Raw genomic sequence first — 17,896 nt, 5'->3', positions numbered from 1 at the left:
CGTTCATCCCGTTCCGCCTGTGCGCGCGCCATGGACTCATCCTAGGCGGTCACCAGGCGGAATCTCTTCATACGAAAGTGGTATGGTGGTATGTCTCCGGGGCGGGGTGGCGCTTCCGGCAGATGAGGCCGTATTTCCCATGCTTTTGCCGCTCACCACCATGTTCAATCGTGTGGAGACAGATCTGGGCGAACTCGCGGGCGAGGTTACGCGGTGAAGCGTATTCTCGTGGTCGATGACGATCCGGCGATGCGCGACGTGATCTGTGAATACCTCGAGCGACATGATTTCGAGGTCCGGCCCGCCTCATCCGGCGCGGCGATGACGCGGATCCTGGCCACGGAGGAGATCGACCTGATCATCCTCGACCTGAAGCTGGGGCAGGAGGACGGGATGGACCTGATGCGGGGCCTGCGCACCAGCTCGGATGCGCCCGTGATCCTGATCACCGGTCACCGCCTGGAGGAGATGGATCGGGTCATCGGGCTCGAGCTGGGCGCCGACGACTACCTGACCAAGCCCCTGGCCCTGCGCGAGCTGGTGGCCCGGGTTCGCACCGTCCTCCGGCGCCTCGAATCGGCGGGGGAACGGGCGCGCCGGCGCGAGAGCCGGGCCCGTTACCGCTTCGACGGGTGGGAGCTCGACGTCGCCCGGCGTCGCCTGACCTCCCCGGCCGGCGTCGAGGTCAGCCTGACCTCTGGCGAGTTCAACCTGCTCACCGCCTTCGTCCGGTCGCCGCAGCGGGTGATGACCCGGGAGCAGCTGCTGGTCACCAGCCGGGTGCATGACGCGGAGGTGTTCGACCGCAGCGTCGACGTGCTGGTCCTGCGCCTGCGCCGCAAGCTCGAGGCCAATCCCAGCGACCCGGCGCTGATCCGGACCGAGCGCGGCATCGGCTACGTCTTCGCCCCCACCGTGGAGTCGCTGTGATGCGCGCCGTCTTGCGGGGACTGGCCTGGGGCGCGGCCGCCGGGCTCGCGGTCCTGGTGTTCGGCGCCGCGCTGGGGCAGGGCGTCGATCCCGTCCGGGACGAGCCGATCTCCCCGATCGAGCCGGACCGGACCCTGGACCCGGCGAAGGTCGCGCTGGGCAAGACGCTGTTCTCGGATGTCCGGCTATCCGGCGATGACGTCCGCTCCTGCGCCTCCTGCCACGAATTCAATCGCGGCGGGGCCGACGGTCTGGCCCATTCCAAGGGCGCCAACGGGCAGCTCGAGCCCTTCAACACGCCGACCGTGTTCAACCTCGTCGGCGATTTCCGCCTGAACTGGCGTGGCAACCACCGGGTGCTGGAGGTACATAACGAGGCGGTGCTGCTGGAGCCCCGGCTGATGAATGCACGCTGGCCCGACCTGCTGGCGAAGCTGAACAAGGATTCCGGCATCCGCAGCGCCTTCGAGTCGGCCTATGGCGCCGGGCCCAGCCGCGAAGCCGTGCTCGACGCGCTCGCCACTTTCCAGCGGTCGCTGTCGACCCCCGATGCCCGGTTCGACCGCTACCTGCGCGGCGACGCCACGGCCATCACCGCCGACGAGAAGCGCGGCTATGAGCTGTTCAAGGCCTATGGCTGCATCGCCTGCCACCAGGGCCGCAACGTCGGCGGCAACCTGTTCCAGAAGTTCGGCATCTTCTCCGATCCCTTCGCGGGCCGGCAGGATGACGACGTCGCCGATCAGGGCCGCTTCGCCATCACCGGCCGCGAATCGGACCGCCGGGTGTTCCGCGTGCCCAGCCTGCGCAACGTCGCGCTGACCGCGCCCTATTTCCATGACGGCAGCGCCGACACGCTCGACGCGGCCGTCGCGATCATGGCCCAGGCCCAGCTCGGCCGCACCATGCCGCAGGAAGACCGCGACCTGATCATCGCGTTCCTGGGCACGCTGACCGGCGAATACGAAGGCAGGCCGCTGTCGCAGATCACCGCCGCCGAGGCCCGATGAGGACGCTGGGCGCCGCGCTGCTGGCCCTTCTGCTGGCGCTGACCTATCTGCTGGTCCACGGCGCCACGCCCGACGCGGCGCAGCATGAGCGCACGCTGGACGCGCTGCGCGCGATCGACCTCAACAACGCCGCGCTGCAGCGCGACGTGCTGCGGTCCCGCACCGGGCTGCTGCGCACCTACGACCCCCTGGTGCAGTCCGTGGCGGCGCTGCGTCAGGCGGCGGCCAGCCTGAAGAGCGCGGGCGACATCGCCGACGGCGACGCGCGCATCGCCATCGACCAGGACGCGGCGCAGCTGGTCGCGGGGGTCGACGACCAGGAAGGGCTGGTCGACGACTTCAAATCCAGCAACGCGCTGCTGCAGAACTCGCTCAGCTTCTTCAACCACACGGCCCGACAGCTCGACCAGGCGGATGGCGTGCGGCAGACCGCCCTGGCGTCGGAGATCGGCAGCCTGGCCAGCGCCATGCTGTTGTTCGCCGCCGACCCCAGAAGCGAGATGGCGGCCGAGCTGTCGGCCGCGCTCGACCGGCTGCGTGGCCTGGACGTTCCGGCCGCCGCGGCCCCGGGCGTCGACGCCCTGGTCACGCACGGGCACCTGATCCTCGCCACCCTGCCGACCGTGGACAGCCTCGTCGCCCGCCTGCAGACCGCGCCGATCGCGGAGCAGGCGCAGACGATCAAGCAGGCCTATTTCTCCGCCTATGGCCGGGCCGCGACGCGGGCCCTGTATTTCCGTCTCCTGCTTTATGCCGTGGCGGTCGGCCTGGGCGCTTACGTCTGCTACCTGTTCCTGCGGCTGCGGGCCAATGCGCGGGCGCTTGAGAAGCGCCTGGCCCTGGAAAACCTGATCGCCACGATCTCGACCGATTTCATCAACCTGCCCCGGACCAGCCTCGACGACGGCATCGAACAGGGCCTGGCACGGCTGGCCGGGCACATGCTGTTCGATCGCGCCCATATCTTCGTCTGGGGCCTGGACACTGCGCCACGCGAATACTCATGGTCGCAACCGCAGGTGCCGAACACGGCCGACACCGGCCGGATGCTGCTCGACCTCGCGAATGACTGGCCGATCTCGGCCGGGGCCGATGACGAGACCATCCATGTGCCCTCTGTCGTCGCGCTGCCCGACGGACCGGTCAAGGACCGCCTGGCGCTGCTCGGCCTCCGCTCCTGGCTGTCGATCCCCCTGGGCAAGGCCGGCAGCCGCTCCGGCGTCCTGATGTTCGAAGGGGTGACGGCCGAGAAGCGCTGGTCGGCGGCAGACGTCGCCCTACTGCGCACCGCGGCCGAAAGCTTCGCCAACGCGATCGAGCGCGAGCGCGGCGAGGTCCAGCGCGAGGCGCTGCAGATCCAGCTGGCTCAATCCCAGCGCCTGGAATCGCTCGGCGCCCTGGCCGGCGGCATCGCCCATGAATTCAACAACATCCTCGGCGCGATTCTCGGCTATGGCGAGCTGGCGCTGTCGACGCTGACGCGCAGCGGCTCGACCCAGCAATATGTGAAGCAGATCATGACCGCAGGCACGCGGGCGCAGTCGGTGATCGACCAGATCCTGGCCTTCAGCCGCCGCCGCGAACGCCGCTATCGCGCCATCCACCCGGAGCCCGTGGTCGCCGAGGCGCTGGAGCTGCTGCGCGCCTCCCTGCCCCCGTCAATCGCCTTGCACCGGCGGTTCGAGGCCGGGGATGCGGCGATCCTCGGCGACGTCACCGAGCTGCAGCAGATCGTCATGAATCTGTGCACCAACGCGTCGCATGCCATGAACGGGCAGGGCCGGATCGAGATCGGCCTCGACCTGGCCCGCATGCCGTCGGACGCGGTGCTGTCGCACGGTCCTCTGGCGGCCGGCGACTATCTGCGCCTCAGCGTGACCGATTCCGGCCACGGCATCGATGCCGCCGTGATGAAGCGGATCTTCGAGCCGTTCTTCACCACCAAGGCGGTGGGCAGCGGCACCGGCCTCGGCCTGCCGACGGTGTACGGCATCGTCACCGGGCAGGGCGGCGCCATGAATGTGGAGAGCCGGCCCGGCGCCGGCAGCACCTTCGAGGCCTATTTGCCCCTGACCGAAGAGCCGGTGGTGGACGAGGACGAGATCGCCGACGCTTCGGGCCTGTGGGGGCGCGGCGAGACCATCCTGGTGGTCGACGACGAGACGCCGCTGGTGCTGCTGCTGGAGGAGATGCTGGCCGCCCTGCGCTACGAGCCGGTCGGCTTCGACAGCAGCGCGGCCGCCCTGGCCGCCTTCCGCGCCGACCCCGACCGCTTCGACCTGATCCTGACCGACGCGCTGATGCCGGAGGTGGCGGGGATCGAGCTGGCCGCCGAGGCGCATCGCCTTCGTCCCGGCCTGCCGATCCTGATGATGACCGGCCATTTCGGCGGTCTCGAATCCACCGAGATCGAGGCCGCCGGGATCCTCAAGGTCCTTCGGAAGCCGCTGCGGTCGCGGCTGCTGGCGGAAAGCCTGTCCTCCTGCCTGGCGCCCGCGGACAGCGAGCACGTCTGAGGCGGCCGGCCCGGTCGTCCCGGGCCGGCATGATCCATGGAGAGGATCAGGACGCTTCGGCCAGCTGCTGGTTGCCCTGCACCGTCGCCAGCGCCGCGGCCGCGATCTCGCCGCGCAGCCAGCTGTGGTCCGGGTCGCGATGGCGCCGCTCATGCCAGATCAGCGCGACCTCGTAGGGCGGCAGGTCCAGCGGCGGCTCGACCACCGCCAGCGGCATCATGGCGGCGATGCGGGTGGCGACGCGGTGCGGCACCGTCAGCACCAGGTCGGTCTCGGCGATCATCGCCGGCGCCGTCAGCATGTTGGGGACGAGCATCGGGTCGCGGTCCGGCAGGTCCAGCTTGGCCAGCCCGTCATAGACCTGGCCGAAGCCGTCCTCGGAGCCCGAGGCGATCACGGCGTGGCGCAGGGTCGAGAAGCTCTCGATCGTCCATTCCTGCGCCAGCGCCGGGTGGTCCTGCCGCAGCAGGCAGGCGAAGCGGTCGGAATACAGGCTGCGCCGGAAATAGCCGGGCGGGGTGTCGCCGATCTGGCCGACGGCGAGGTCGATCTCGCCCTGCTCCAGCCGCCGCAGCGCGCCGGCCAGCAGCGGGTCGGTGACGACGTCGAGCAGGGGCGCGCGCTCGCGCAGCCGCGGCAGCAGGCGCGGCAGCAGCACCAGCGCCTGGTGGTCGGGCATCGCCATCGTCGCCCTCGACCGCCACTCCCCCGGGGCGAAGCTGCGGCTGGTCACCATCTCGCGGATCGAGTCCAGCACCGACGGCAGTGCCGCAGCCAAGCGCTCGCCGCGCGGTGTCGGCGCCAGGCCGGTCGAGGTGCGGACCAGGATCTCGTCGTTGAACATGCCGCGCAGCCTGGCCAGCGCCCGGCTCATCGCCGGCTGGCTCTGGCCGACATGCTGGGCGGCATGGGTGACGTTGCGGAATTGCAGCAGCGCTTCCAGCGCCACCAGGAGGTTCAGGTCGACCGAGGCCAGATTCGGCATCGGCCGTTGCGGTGCGGCCTGGCGGCCGCCGACGATCAGGGCCGGCTGCGGCCGCTCCATCGAGGTCTTCCGGGTGAAAGCGAGTTCGGACATGGTTCTCCCCTCTCGCAGGAGAGGCCCGTGGGGACGGACGCTCCTGTGACGGAAACGACGGGTCGTGGTGATGCCTGTCCGGCAGTGGCCCGCCGGTCGGCTCGTGCTGATGTCGCCGGACCGGGCGGGCCCCCGATCCGGGCCGGTGGGAACCACCGGCTGCAGGAGCCAAGTGTCGTCAGCCGCGTTAATTGCGGATTTCAGAACCGGCCGAAATCGTTACAGATGAAATCCGGCGCCCGCGATTGTTCCCGCGGGAACAATCACGCCGCCGGGACGGCCCGACGCCGGGGCTAAACTGCCCTCGCCGGGCCCAGCTTGTGAACATCCGTCAGGCGCATGACGGCATCCGGCATCAGCTCCGGTTTCGCCAGATGCGGCGGCGGCGCACCACCCCGTCATGGCCCTGCGCGCTGAACCACCCGCCCTGGAAATGGTCGGTCACCTGCGGCAGGTCCGACGGCTTGGCCTGGAAGGCCTCGGGCGCGGCGAAGTCGACGGTGCGGTCCTGCGGCCGGTAGCCCAGCGCGGTCGCCACCGAATTGTCCCACCACGCCGCGTCATTGGCCGAGGCGCCGTAGACGGTGGTGCAGTCGATGTCGGGATGCTCCAGCCCGATCAGGACCAGCTGGGCCAGGTCGCGCGGGCTGATCCACACCGCCAGGCCGCGGGCATCGAACGGCCGCTCGCCGGCATTGCCGATGCGGATCGCCAGGGTGCGGATGCCGGCCTTCTCGAAATAGACGCCCGCTTCCAGCTCGCCCCAGCATTTGCTGAGGCCGTAGAGGCCGTCCGGCCGCATCTGGTCCTCGACCCCGACGCGGGCGTCGCGCGGATAGAAGCCGGTGACATGATTGCTCGACGCCTGCACTACGCGGTTGATGCCGGCGCGGACCGCCGTCTCATAGACATTGTGGGTGCCGAGTACGTTGACCCGCAGGATGTCCTCGGCCGCACGCTCATTCGGATAGCCGGCGAAATGGACGATGGCGTCGGCGCCTTCCACCGCCGCGGTCAGCGCCGCCAGGTCGGTGATGTCGGCTGGCACCCAGCTCTCATGCTCGGCCAGCGGGCCGGGATCGGCGATGTCGAGGATGCGCACCGCGCCGATGCGGCCGGCCAGCGCGCGGCGCAGCACCCGGCCGACATTGCCGGCACCGCCGGTCAGCACGATCGACTTGGCGGACGCAATGCTTTCGGCGCCGGCGTCGCTGCCGCCGGGCGGGACGGGTGAGGTCACGATTCAGACTCCTTCGAACATCCGCTGCCGGGCATTGAGGACATGCCGGCGCATGGCTTCGGCCGCGGCCCCGGCGTCGCGCCGGCGGATCGCGTCGACGATCGCGACATGCTCGTCCTGCACCGCCCGGATCCGCTCCGGCGTCCGCATCCGGCTCAGGTGGCGGGTGATGTTCATGCCGACGGCGATATGCGAGGCCAGCGAGGACTGGACCGCGACGTGATACGGGTTGCGCGTCGCCCGGGCGACGGCCTCGTGGAAGCGCCGGTCCTCGTCGGCCCCCAGCTCGCCATTGCCCAGGCAGGCTTCCAGGGCCTCCAGCGCATCCTCGATCTCCCGCAGGTCCCCCGCCTCCCAGCGCTCGGCGGCCAGCGCCGCGGCCACGCCCTCGAGCCCGGCGCGGAATTCGAAGCAGCGCTGCACATCGGCGAGAGAGCGGACCTGGGCGAAGCGCAGCACCTCGAGATCGGGTTGCCGCCGGACATAGGAGCCGGAGCCCTGGCGCGAGACCACCAGCCCGTCCTGCCGCAGCCGCCCCAGCGCCTCGCGCACCACCGGCCGCGACGCGCCGAAGCGCACCGACAGCTCCGATTCCGAGGGCAGCCGGCTGTTCACGGCGAAGTCGCCATGGGCGATCAGAGACACGATGCCGTCATAGACCACCTCGCTCAGCCGGGCCGGCGGTCCGCCGTCCCGCGGCAATAGGCCGGCATCGCCGTCCGTGCCACTCATGCCCGCCATCCCCCCGCCGGCAAGTTGTCAAGATTGATCACGGCTGTGATCCGCCTGGCTTTCATGCCGAATTGGTCTGCCCATCCCGAACTTTCCGCTGTTTGCGCTGCAGCAAAGCCGGACGACAGAAAACGTCCGGAACAAGGCCATTGCGGTTGTGATTTGTCAATATTTGTAATATGACCGGAACGGCAAAGGAAGCGGGTCGGCACGCATGGCGAAGCCGGATCCGACGCAGCACACAGGGGAGGGTCCCAGGATGGACGACAAGCTCAGCGCCTCGCCGCACGTGTTCGCCCGACGCATGGTCCTGAAAGGTCTCGCCGGCGTGGCGGCGCTGCCGCTCGCGGTCCGGCTCGCTTATGCCCAGGCCGCCAAGGGGGAGGCGCCCGACCTGGCGCAGCTGGTCAAGGACGGCAAGCTGCCGCCGCTGGCCGAACGGCTGCCGGCCAACCCGCTGGTGGTGCAGCCGCTGACCAGGGTCGGCACCTATGGCGGCACGCTGCATCGCGGCCTGCGCGGCTCGTCCGACCACAACGGCATTCTGCGCATGGTCGGCAATCAGGGCTTGGTGCGCTGGAACCTCGAATTCACCAAGGCGCTGCCCAACCTGGCGGAGAGCTGGGAGATCAATGCCGACGCCACCGAATTCGTGTTCCATCTGCGCAAGGGCACGAAATGGTCGGACGGCCAGCCCTTCACCGTGGACGACATCGTCTTCTCGATCGAGGATTGCGCCAAGAATTCCGAGCTCTACGGCTCGGTCCCGTCGCAGCTCGCCATCGCCGGCAAGCCGGTCGTCGTGACCAAGATCGACGACGCCACGGTCAAGTTCACCTTTGCCGCGCCCTACGCCACCTATCTGGAGACGCTGGCGACCCCGCTGGGCCAGCACCCGACGCTGTACGCCAAGCACTACGCCAGCCAGTTCCATCCCAAATACAACGACAAGGTCGGCGATCTGGTGACGCAGGCCAAGCTGTCGAAATGGACCGACCTGTTCCGGGCCAAGAACGGCGACATCGAGATCCCGCAGCGCTGGGGCAATCCGGAGAAGCCGACCCTCGACCCCTGGGTGATCGTCGAGCCCTATGTCGGCGGCACCACCCGCGTGGTGATGAAGCGCAACCCCTATTTCTGGCAGGTCGACACCGAAGGCAACCAGCTGCCCTATGTCGACGAGCTGTATTTCGGCATCTCGCAGGACGTCGAATCGCTCCTGCTCGATGCCATTTCCGGGAAGCTCGACATCCAGGAACGGCACGTCAGCGCGCTCCAGAACAAGCCGACGCTCTCGCAGAACCGGGAGAAGGGCGGGTACCGGCTGATCGAGCTCGAACCCTCGGCGGCCCAGGCCTGCCAGATCTACCTGAACATCTGCCACAAGGATCCGAAGATGCGGGCTTTCTTCAGCCAGAAGGAGGTCCGCCAGGCGCTGTCTCTCGGCATCGACCGGCAGGAGATCATCGAACTGGTCTATTTCGGCCAGACCGAGCCCTACCAGACCGGGCCCCGGCCGAGCCATCCCTGGTACCATGAGAAGCTCGGCCGGCAGTTCACCGAGTTCGATCAAGACCAGTCGAACGCCATCCTGGACAAGGCCGGCTACGACAAGAAAGACGGCAACGGCTTCCGCCTGCATCCCGACGGCAGCAAGGTCTTCTTTGCCATCGACGTGATCCCGACCCTCAACCCCGACCTGGTCGACGTGCTCGAGCTGGTGAAGCGGCACTGGGCGGCGATCGGCATCGACATCAAGGTCAACACCATCGAGCGCGCGCTGTACTACACCCGCGGCGACAGCAACGACCATGACGCCGCGGTGTGGCCGGGCTCGGGCGGGCTCGACCCGATGTTCGACCCGCGCGACTTCTTCGCCCAGCATCCGCAGGGCTCCCGTTACGCCATCCCCTGGACGCTGTGGTACGTCTCGAACGGCCAGTCGGGCGAGGAGCCGCCGGAGAGCCAGAAGCAGCGCATGAAGCTGTTCGACGAGGCGCGCGGCACCGCCGATCTCGACAAGCGCGGCGCGATCATGAAGCAGTTGTTCGACCTGACCGCCGAGGCCTTCGAGACGGTCGGCGTCTGCCTCGCCGCCAACACCTTCGGCGTGGTCAAGACCAACCTGATCAACGCGCCGGAGAAGGAGCCGGATTCCTGGACCTGGCCGAATCCCGGCCCGGCCATGCCGCAGCAGTTCTTCTTCTCGAGCTGAGGGTTTGCTCGCGGACCGAAGAATCGATGAACCAACCCTGAACTGTCATTGCCGGGCTTGACCCGGCAATCCAGGAGCTACCAGGAACTGCTCTGGAAAGCCCGTGGATCCTCGGGTCAAGCCCGAGGATGACAAGTCGGAAAAGCACTCTCGTTTGCAGCATCCATTCGCAACAGAGTGCTGACGCCTTCCTCCGTCGCTCAGCGTTCGTTCCGAGGAGAGTCCCGGATGCTCCGCTTCATCGCCAAGCGTCTGCTGTGGATGGTGCCCGCGCTGTTTGCGGTCAGCTTCCTCGCCTTCGTCCTGATCCAGCTGCCGCCCGGCGACTTCGTGACCAGCTATGTCGCGACGCTGGCCGCCTCGAACGAGATCGTCGACCAGAACGCGGCCGCGGCGCTGCGCGAGCGCTTCGGCCTCAACGACCCGATGCTGTGGCAGTACGCGAAGTGGATCGGCGGCATCATCACCCGCGGCGATTTCGGCCTGTCCTTCGAATGGCAGCAGCCGGTCAGCGACCTGATCTGGGAACGCATGGCGCTGACCCTGGTGCTGACCCTCGCCACGCTGATCGCGACCTGGGCCATCGCGCTGCCGATCGGGGTCTATTCCGCGGTGCGCAAATACTCGATCGGCGACAGCATCGTCACGATCATCACCTTCGCCGGGCTGGCCATCCCGTCCTTCCTGCTGGCGCTGGTGCTGATGTATGTCGCCGCCATCGAGTTCGGCCAGGACGTCAGCGGCCTGTTCTCCCCGGCCTATGAGAAGGCGCCCTGGAGCATCGCCAAGATGTGGGACCTGCTGCAGCATTTGTGGATCCCGGTGCTGATCCTGGCGGTCTCCGGCACCGCCAGCCTGATCCGGGTGATGCGGGCGAACATGCTGGACGAGATCCACAAGCCCTATGTCACCACGGCGCGCGCAAAGGGCCTGTCGGAGTTCCGCCTGCTGCTGAAATACCCGGTGCGCGTTGCCCTCAATCCGTTCATCTCGACCCTCGCCTGGCTGCTGCCGAACCTGGTCTCCGGCTCGATCGTTGTGGCGATCGTGCTCAACCTGCCGACGGCCGCGCCGCTGCTGCTGCAGTCGCTGATGGCGCAGGACATGTATCTCGCCGGCGCCTTCGTGCTGCTGATCTGCGCGCTGACGCTGATCGGGTCGCTGATCAGCGACATCCTGCTCGCGCTGGTCGATCCGCGCATCCGCCTCGAATAGGGGGCCCCATGACCGACATCGCGACCGTCGCGCCGGCCGGCCAGCTCGCCGTCGCCTCCCAGTGGCAGCTGATCTGGTGGGCCTTCCGCCGCCATCGGCTGGCCATGGCCTCGCTGGTGATCGTGGTGATCCTCTATGTGATCGCGGCGGTGCCCGGCCTGTTCGCCATCAACGACCCCAGCCAGCAGAACGCCCGCGCCGCCTTCCACCCGCCGCAGGCGATCCACCTGTTCGACCGGGCCGAGGACGGCAGCCTGCAATTCGGCCTCTACTTCCACCCCCACAAGCTGGCCCGCGACCCGGAGACGCTGGCTGCCGTCTACAAGGAGGACCCGGCGCGCAAGGTCGCGATCTCGCTGTTCGGCCGCGGCTACAGCTATTCGGTCCTCGGCCTGTTCAGCACCGACCTGCATCTCCTGGCCTCGGCCGATCCGAAGCAGCCGCTGTTCCTGTTCGGCACCGACCGGCTCGGCCGCTGCGTCTGGAGCCGGATCATGCAGGGCGCCCAGATCTCGCTGTCGGTCGGCCTGCTCGGCGTGTTCCTGTCGCTGGCCATCGGCCTGATCCTCGGCGGCATCTCCGGTTATTACGGCGGCAAGCCGGATTTCGTGATCCAGCGGGTGATCGAATTCGTGCTGGCCCTGCCGACGATCCCGATCTGGCTGGCTATGGCCGCGGCCCTGCCGCAGGACTGGCCGGCGATCACCCAGTATTTCATGATCACCGTGATCCTCTCGCTGACCGGCTGGGCCCAGCTGGCCCGCGTCGTCCGCGGCCGCTTCCTGTCGCTCAGGACCGAGGAGTTCGTCACCGCCGCCCGGCTCGACGGCTGCGGCGAGGGGCGGATCATCTTCCGGCACATGATGCCGAGCTTCCTCAGCCACATCATCGCCTCGGTGACGCTGGCGATCCCGGCGATGATCCTGGCCGAGACGGCGCTGTCCTTCCTCGGCCTCGGGCTGCAGCCGCCGACCGTCTCCTGGGGCGTGCTGCTGCGCGAGGCGCAGAACATCCGCTCGATCGCGACCGCGCCCTGGCTGTTCGCGCCCGGCGCCTTCGTCGTCGTCGCGGTGATGGCGCTCAACCTGCTCGGCGACGGCCTGCGCGATGCGGCCGACCCGTACAACAAGTGATGGCGGAGAGGCCCCGATGACGAACCCTCCCGCAGCCCCCGTGCCGTTCCCCGGCCGCCCCAAGCCGGTCCTGGCGGTGCGCGACCTGGTGACCCATTTCCCGACCCGAGCCGGGCTGGTCAAGGCGGTCGACGGCGTCTCCTTCACGGTCGAGCGCGGCAAGACGCTCTGCGTCGTCGGCGAAAGCGGGTCGGGCAAAAGCGTCACCGCGCGCTCGATCCTGCAGATCGTCGACTCGCCGGGGCGGATCGTCTCCGGCGAGATGGTGCTGAACCGGGCCGACGGCAGCAGCGTCGACCTGGCCAAGCTGCACCCGCGCAGCCGGGCCATCCGCCGGGTGCGCGGCCGCGAGATCGCGATGATCTTCCAGGAGCCGATGTCGTCGCTGTCGCCAATCCACACGGTCGGTGACCAGATCATGGAGGTGCTGCGCCTGCATCTCGGCATGAGCAAGGCCGCGGCGCGGGCGCGGACAATCGAGCTGTTGAAGCAGGTCGAGATCCCGCGGCCGGAGCGGGCGATCGACCGCTACACCTTCGAGTTCTCCGGCGGCATGCGCCAGCGCGCCATGATCGCCATGGCGCTGGCCTGCAACCCGCAGCTGCTGATCGCCGATGAGCCGACGACGGCGCTGGACGTCACCACCCAGGCCGAGATCCTCGACCTGATCAAGCGGCTGCAGGCCGAATTCGGCATGGCGGTGCTGTTCATCACCCATGACATGGGCGTGGTGGCCGAGATCGCCGACGACGTGCTGGTGATGTATCAGGGCCGGGTGATGGAGCATGGTCCGGCCGATCGCATCTTCCACGCGCCGGAGGACCCTTACACGAAGATGCTGATCGGGTCGGTCCTCAAGCTCGAGGACAAGGCCGAGATCCGCCTCCGGCGCCCCGCCCTGCCGGCCGATCGCCTGCCGGTGATCGAGGTCGAAGGCCTGAAGATGCAGTTCGGCACCGGCAGCGCCGCCTTCGCGGCGGTCGACGGCGTGTCGCTGCAGGTGCGGGCGGGGGAGACGCTCGGCATCGTCGGCGAATCCGGCTCCGGCAAGACCACCATGGGGCGCTGCCTGCTGCGCGTCTACGACCCGACCGGCGGCGCCATCCGCTACCGCCGCGCCGACGGCGCCGTGGTCGACCTGGCCAAAGCCGACAAGCCGACGCTGTCGGCCTGCCGGCGCGAGATCCGGATGATCTTCCAGGACCCGGTCTCCTCCCTCAACCCGCGCATGACCGTGGCCCAGGTGATCGGCGAGCCCCTCTTGGTCAACGGCATCGCCAGGGGCAAGGATTTAGACGAGCGCGTCGCCGGGCTGATGCGCCAGGTCGGGCTCGAACCCGCCTGGCGGGAACGCTACCCGCACGCCTTCTCCGGCGGCCAGCGCCAGCGCATCGGCATCGCCCGGGCGATCGCCCTGAACCCGCGAGTCATCGTCGCCGACGAGGCGACCTCGGCGCTCGACGTCTCGCTGCGCTTCCAGGTGCTGGACCTGCTGCTGAAGCTGCAGGACGAGCTCGACCTCGCCATCATCTTCATCAGCCATGACATCGGCGTGATCCGCTACATGTGCGACCGCGTCGGCGTGATGTATCGCGGCCGGCTGGTCGAGATCGGGCAGGCCGACGAGGTCTGCGAGGCGCCGAGCCACGACTACACGCGGGCGCTGATCTCCGCCGTGCCGCGGCCCGATCCGCGCCGCCGCAGCATCCACAACCGCACCCGCTACACCGAACCCTCCGAGCGGAGCCTGGCGCTATGAAGATCACCGACATCCGGACCTTCCTGATGCAGGCCGGCCCGCCGGACCCCGACAAATGGGCGACGGATAGCGGCCAGTCCGGCGATGCGGCGATCGCGGAGGGCAAGCTCGGCGGCTTCCGTAACTGGCTGTTCGTGAAGGTCTACACCGATGCCGGCATCGTCGGCATCGGCGAATGCTCCGGCTGGCCGCGGGTGATCGAGACCGCGGTGCAGGACCTGAAGGCGCTGCTGATCGGCGAGGACCCGACGCATATCGAGCGGCTGTGGCAGAAGATGCAGGTCGCGACGATGGGGCATGGCATGCTCGGCACCGTCGGCGCCGGCGCCATGACCGGCATCGACGTCGCGCTGTGGGACATCAAGGGCAAGGCGCTGGGCGTGCCGGTGTGGAACCTGCTCGGCGGCAAGATGCGCGACCGGGTGCCGATCTATTCCCACGCCAACACGGCCGAGGCGGCGCTGGCGGTGAAGAGCCACGGCATCCGGACGATCAAATGCGGCGGCGTCGCCGACCCGGTGCGCAAGGTGGCGACGTTGCGCGAGGCGGTGGGCGATGAGGTCGACATCGCCATCGACCTGCACGGCCCGCCCTGGCTGACCCCGGCCGATGCGGCCCGGCTGGCGCGGGCGCTGGAACCCTACAACCTGCTGTGGATCGAGGACCCGATCGCGCCCGAAAACCTCGACGGCTACAAGCGCATCCGCGACGCCGCCCATGTGCCGCTGGCGGCGGGCGAGCGCATGGCGACGATCTTCGGGGAGCGTGAGCTGATCGAGCACGATCTGGTCGACGTCATCCAGCCGGACACGGGACGGGCCGGCGGCCTGACCCAGATGCGGAAGATCGCGGCAATGGCGGAGGCGCATCACATCATGATGGCGCCGCATTCCGGCTCGCTCGGCCCGGTCGCCGAATACGCGGCGCTGCATCTGCTGGCCGCGATCCCGAACGGGCTGATCCTGGAGCGGCTGGACGCCGACTGGCCGGGCCGCGCCCGGACCGTGGTGCCGCATCCGGTGCAGGAAGGCGGCTCGATCGCAGTGCCCGACGCGCCGGGCCTCGGCTGCGACATCGACGAGGACTTCGTCGCGCGCTTCCCCAGCGAGCGCAACGTCGCCGTGCCCGGCTCCGACCGGTCCTACGCGCCGGGCACCCACCAGGAGCACGTCTATGTCCAGACGCGGCTCCGGCGGGCGTCGTACTTCAACGGGCGCTGACGCGACAGAACCGCGGGCTTGTGCGGAAGACCGGCGTTCTCCGCGAGAACAGCCGCTCAGGGGAGCGGCTGCAGCGCCTGTGCGAAGCCGCCGATATGACGGCAGGTGAGGGCGGCGGCCTGCCGCGCAGTGTCCAGGCAGGTGCTCAGGCTGCCGCCCGCCAGGTGCGCATCGATGAAGGCGGCGATGAAGGTGTCGCCCGCGCCGGTGGTGTCGGCCACCTCGACCGGCGCCGCGTCGGCCTCGACCGTCGCCGCGCCGTTCGCGGCGACGCTGCCCCGCGCGCCGCAGGTCACCACCGCGATCCGGGCGCCCTGGTCCAGGAAGTCCCGGGCCAGTTGCCGGGCGCGGGCCCGGTCCTCGCCCGCCGAGCCGAAGGCGATGGCCAGGCCGTCGGCGCCGGGGTTGACGGCGAGGTCCTGCGAGACCGAGATGCCTGCGCCCACCAGCTCACGCCGCAGCGCACCGCCATCGTCCAGCCAGCCGAGATGGACATGGCGCATGCGGCGCAGCCGCGCCCGATCGGCCTCCGGCGGCCGGTATCCGGCGCAGGCGCCGAAATCCTCGAAGGCGATGATCCGGTCGCCCGCCGCGTCGATGTCGAGATCGGTCACGGCGGTGCGGCCCGGCCGCAGCAGGACCGGGCTGGTGTCGACCCCGCAGGCGGCCAGGCACGCCAGCACCCGGCGGCCGTCCTGATCATCGCCGACGGCGCCGAAATATCCGACCCGGCGGCCCAGCCGGCGCAGATGCACGGCCACGTTCACGGCATTGCCGCCGACCGCCGATTGCCGGGCCCGCAGATACCGGTCGATGCAGTTGTCGCCGACCGTCGCGATCTCGAACCCGCTCATGCCGCTCCTCGACCGTCCCGTTTCGGCGGCATCATGCCCTCAATAGGCCACCCGCTTGTAGTAGCGCCGGGTGGTGAGCGGATGGTCGGTCAGCACCTCAAGATGGGCGCTGACCCGTTCCAGCGCGGCAGCCAGCAGGATGGGTGAGACCAGGGCCCGGACCTCCGGGGACAGGCCCGGCAGCGCGAAGCGGGCGGCGTCCAGCACCAGCAGCCTGTCGGTGTATTGCCGGGCGAAGCGCTCGACCCGCTCGGCCAGCGGGCGATGCTCGTCCTCGCCCTTGAGCAGGACGACGCTGACGCCCGGCTCCACCAGCTCCAGCGTGCCGTGGAAGAAGTCGGACGCATGCACCGGCCGGGTTCGGATCCACTGCATCTCTTCCAGGATGCACATGCCGTAATAGAAGGCCTGCGGCCAAGCCGAGCCCGCTGCCGTGACGATGTGATAGGGCGTTGCCGCCAGGGCTCGGGCGAAGGCGTCCGCCTCCGGCTCGAAGTCCCGCTTCAGGCCGACCAGCAATTCCGGCAGGCGGTCGAGCTCGGCAACGGTCGCGGCCCGGTCTGGGCCTTCGCCGCGATGCTCCAGGATCGACAGGGCCACGAACAGCGACTGCAGGTAGAAGGATTCGCAGGAGGTGTCGTCCTCGGCGAAGTTGACGATCGCATGGTCGGCCTGCTCGGCCAGCGGCGTGCCGCCGTGCCCGACCAGCGCCAGCACCGTCGCCCCGCGCGCCTTGCAGAAGGCCAGCGCCTCCACGCTCTCTGCGGTCGTGCCGGACAGCGAGGGGATGACGACGATCGATCTCGGCCCGAGATGCCTCGACCCGGCCAGCACCAGCTCGGCCGAGGAATCCTCGAACACCGGAAAGGTGGAGCGGCGCTGCAGCAGTTGAAGAGTCGGCTGCATCAGGATGGCGGCACCGCCGGTGCCCAGGAAAAACAGGTTTTCGGCCCCGGCCAGGAGGCCGACCTGGATCGCGGCGTGGATCTGCTCCGCCGTCGCCGTCGCACCAGACTGGATCCGGATGTATCGCTGCTCATCGAAATTCAGCATCGCAATCGCCTCTCGGCTGGCTGAGGTGTCGGTCGGCCTGTCGTAACAGCAGACGAGATGTCAGACAACTGAACTCTGCGGAAAAGTTGTTGGTGAAGCTTGACGCGCGCGGCGTGGCTCTCGATGTTGTCTGACGGCCGCAGCGCCGGCTGCTGCAGATCGGCTGAGGAGGGCGTTCATGGCCACCGCGCTTCGGGACGAGCGGGCGCTGAGCGTCCGGCTCCGGGACGAGATCACCGCCCTGATCGATCGCGGCCGGCTGCAGCCCGGCGACAAGCTGCCGACCGAGGCTGAGCTGACGGAACGCTTCCGGATCTCCCGGCCGGCGCTGCGCGAGGCGCTGAAGCTGCTGGAACAGGAGGGGATGGTCTCGGTCGTCCATGGCAGGGGGCGCTTCGTCTCCGCTGCCGCCGCGGTGCGGGTGAAGCGCCCGATCACCTGCTTCGAGAGCGCGACCGACATGGTCCGGCACTTCGGCTACACGCCGGAGAACAAGGTCCTGGACCTGTCCGAAACCGGCGCGGACCAGGAGACGGCTGCAGCCCTCGGCATCCCGAAGGGCGCGCCGGTTGTCAGACTGGAGCGGCTGCGGCTGCAGGACGGCTCGGCGATCATCTACTCGGTCGACCTGGTGCCGCGGCCCGTCCTGCCGGCCGACCTCGCGGCGCTCGACTGGGGTGGGTCGCTGTGCGATCTCCTCGACCGGTGCGGCCACCGGCCGCGCGCCTCCGCCGCCACCGCTTCCGCCGGCTTCCTGCCGCAGGATGTCATCGATTCGCACGGCCTCGCGGATTTCGGACCGGCCTTCCTGATCTCGGAGATCTGCTATTCGGCGTCCGGCCGCCCGGTCCTCTACGCGCATGACTATCACCGCGGCAGCGCCTTCTCGTTCAGCTTCGCGCGCAAATAGCCGGGGACCCGCCGCAGATGATTTCGCGGCA

The 17,896-nt window shown here is 69.0% G+C and carries 14 protein-coding genes; 9 read left to right on the top strand and 5 right to left on the bottom strand.

Going from position 1 to position 17,896, the window contains the following annotated elements; all coding sequences use genetic code 11:
* The first annotated feature begins 213 nt into the window (after positions 1-213).
* From QFZ27_RS38620 to QFZ27_RS38610, 3 genes are read left to right on the top strand one after another with little or no spacing between them, the layout of a single operon-like run.
* The gene (locus QFZ27_RS38620; protein WP_429232254.1) at positions 214-930 is read left to right on the top strand and encodes a response regulator; all 717 of its coding nucleotides are present in this window, start codon (positions 214-216) and stop codon (positions 928-930) included.
* A complete protein-coding gene (locus QFZ27_RS38615; protein WP_429232253.1) occupies positions 930-1,940 on the top strand; it encodes a cytochrome-c peroxidase in 1,011 nt (336 codons plus the stop codon). The genes QFZ27_RS38620 and QFZ27_RS38615 overlap by 1 nt, the downstream gene beginning before the upstream one ends.
* Positions 1,937-4,456, top strand: a complete 2,520-nt coding sequence (locus QFZ27_RS38610; RefSeq protein ID WP_429232252.1) for a two-component system VirA-like sensor kinase — start codon at positions 1,937-1,939, stop codon at positions 4,454-4,456. Before QFZ27_RS38615 ends, QFZ27_RS38610 begins: the two co-directional genes overlap by 4 nt.
* Positions 4,457-4,502: 46 nt before the next feature.
* Here QFZ27_RS38610 and QFZ27_RS38605 read toward each other — a convergent pair whose 3' ends face one another.
* The 3 genes from QFZ27_RS38605 to QFZ27_RS38595 form a co-directional block, all read right to left on the bottom strand.
* Positions 4,503-5,534 carry a LysR family transcriptional regulator gene (locus tag QFZ27_RS38605; protein WP_429232251.1) on the bottom strand — a complete coding sequence of 344 codons (1,032 nt, stop codon included), beginning with the start codon at positions 5,532-5,534 and terminating at the stop codon, positions 4,503-4,505.
* Between the two features lie 355 nt (positions 5,535-5,889).
* Positions 5,890-6,774: an NAD-dependent epimerase/dehydratase family protein gene (locus tag QFZ27_RS38600; protein WP_429232250.1), complete on the bottom strand. Its 885-nt coding sequence runs from the start codon at positions 6,772-6,774 to the stop codon at positions 5,890-5,892.
* Positions 6,775-6,777: 3 nt separating this feature from the next.
* Entirely contained in the window at positions 6,778-7,506 is a 729-nt protein-coding gene (locus tag QFZ27_RS38595) for a FadR/GntR family transcriptional regulator (protein WP_429232249.1), read from the bottom strand.
* 259 nt (positions 7,507-7,765) lie between these two features.
* Here QFZ27_RS38595 and QFZ27_RS38590 point away from each other — a divergent pair, with 259 nt between their 5' ends.
* The 5 genes from QFZ27_RS38590 to QFZ27_RS38570 all read left to right on the top strand — a co-directional run bounded on the left by QFZ27_RS38590 (position 7,766) and on the right by QFZ27_RS38570 (position 15,048).
* The gene (locus tag QFZ27_RS38590) at positions 7,766-9,721 is read left to right on the top strand and encodes an ABC transporter substrate-binding protein (RefSeq protein WP_429232248.1); all 1,956 of its coding nucleotides are present in this window, start codon (positions 7,766-7,768) and stop codon (positions 9,719-9,721) included.
* A 228-nt stretch (positions 9,722-9,949) separates the two neighbouring features.
* Positions 9,950-10,936 carry an ABC transporter permease gene (locus QFZ27_RS38585; RefSeq protein WP_429232247.1) on the top strand — a complete coding sequence of 329 codons (987 nt, stop codon included), beginning with the start codon at positions 9,950-9,952 and terminating at the stop codon, positions 10,934-10,936.
* 8 nt (positions 10,937-10,944) lie between these two features.
* Positions 10,945-12,069 (top strand): ABC transporter permease, encoded by a 1,125-nt coding sequence (locus QFZ27_RS38580; RefSeq protein WP_429232246.1) that lies wholly within the window; start codon positions 10,945-10,947, stop codon positions 12,067-12,069.
* Positions 12,070-12,085: 16 nt separating this feature from the next.
* On the top strand, positions 12,086-13,828 hold the full coding sequence (locus tag QFZ27_RS38575) for an ABC transporter ATP-binding protein (RefSeq protein WP_429232245.1): 1,743 nt from the start codon (positions 12,086-12,088) through the stop codon (positions 13,826-13,828).
* Positions 13,825-15,048, top strand: a complete 1,224-nt coding sequence (locus QFZ27_RS38570; RefSeq protein ID WP_429232244.1) for a mandelate racemase/muconate lactonizing enzyme family protein — start codon at positions 13,825-13,827, stop codon at positions 15,046-15,048. Before QFZ27_RS38575 ends, QFZ27_RS38570 begins: the two co-directional genes overlap by 4 nt.
* 56 nt (positions 15,049-15,104) lie before the next feature.
* Here QFZ27_RS38570 and QFZ27_RS38565 read toward each other — a convergent pair whose 3' ends face one another.
* Positions 15,105-15,902, bottom strand: coding sequence for a PfkB family carbohydrate kinase (locus QFZ27_RS38565; RefSeq protein WP_429232243.1), 798 nt, complete (start codon positions 15,900-15,902; stop codon positions 15,105-15,107).
* 39 nt (positions 15,903-15,941) lie between these two features.
* Positions 15,942-16,955 (bottom strand): SIS domain-containing protein, encoded by a 1,014-nt coding sequence (locus QFZ27_RS38560; RefSeq protein ID WP_429232242.1) that lies wholly within the window; start codon positions 16,953-16,955, stop codon positions 15,942-15,944.
* A 178-nt stretch (positions 16,956-17,133) separates the two neighbouring features.
* Here QFZ27_RS38560 and QFZ27_RS38555 point away from each other — a divergent pair, with 178 nt between their 5' ends.
* The gene (locus tag QFZ27_RS38555; protein ID WP_429232241.1) at positions 17,134-17,865 is read left to right on the top strand and encodes a GntR family transcriptional regulator; all 732 of its coding nucleotides are present in this window, start codon (positions 17,134-17,136) and stop codon (positions 17,863-17,865) included.
* Positions 17,866-17,896: the final 31 nt, after the last annotated feature.

The sequence above is a fragment of the Inquilinus ginsengisoli genome (assembly GCF_050434925.1).
GTDB classification, from domain to species: Bacteria; Pseudomonadota; Alphaproteobacteria; order DSM-16000; family Inquilinaceae; genus Inquilinus; species Inquilinus ginsengisoli_B.
This window is presented reverse-complemented; position numbering and strand designations above follow the sequence as displayed.

Coding starts and splice junctions, on each gene's coding strand:
- QFZ27_RS38590 (WP_429232248.1), top strand. CDS start 7,766: ATGGACGACAAGCTCAGCGCCTCGCCGCACGTGTTCGCCCGACGCATG.
- QFZ27_RS38580 (WP_429232246.1), top strand. CDS start 10,945: ATGACCGACATCGCGACCGTCGCGCCGGCCGGCCAGCTCGCCGTCGCC.
- QFZ27_RS38575 (WP_429232245.1), top strand. CDS start 12,086: ATGACGAACCCTCCCGCAGCCCCCGTGCCGTTCCCCGGCCGCCCCAAG.
- QFZ27_RS38615 (WP_429232253.1), top strand. CDS start 930: ATGCGCGCCGTCTTGCGGGGACTGGCCTGGGGCGCGGCCGCCGGGCTC.
- QFZ27_RS38610 (WP_429232252.1), top strand. CDS start 1,937: ATGAGGACGCTGGGCGCCGCGCTGCTGGCCCTTCTGCTGGCGCTGACC.
- QFZ27_RS38605 (WP_429232251.1), bottom strand. CDS start 5,534: ATGTCCGAACTCGCTTTCACCCGGAAGACCTCGATGGAGCGGCCGCAG.
- QFZ27_RS38555 (WP_429232241.1), top strand. CDS start 17,134: ATGGCCACCGCGCTTCGGGACGAGCGGGCGCTGAGCGTCCGGCTCCGG.
- QFZ27_RS38570 (WP_429232244.1), top strand. CDS start 13,825: ATGAAGATCACCGACATCCGGACCTTCCTGATGCAGGCCGGCCCGCCG.
- QFZ27_RS38595 (WP_429232249.1), bottom strand. CDS start 7,506: ATGAGTGGCACGGACGGCGATGCCGGCCTATTGCCGCGGGACGGCGGA.
- QFZ27_RS38585 (WP_429232247.1), top strand. CDS start 9,950: ATGCTCCGCTTCATCGCCAAGCGTCTGCTGTGGATGGTGCCCGCGCTG.
- QFZ27_RS38560 (WP_429232242.1), bottom strand. CDS start 16,955: ATGCTGAATTTCGATGAGCAGCGATACATCCGGATCCAGTCTGGTGCG.
- QFZ27_RS38565 (WP_429232243.1), bottom strand. CDS start 15,902: ATGAGCGGGTTCGAGATCGCGACGGTCGGCGACAACTGCATCGACCGG.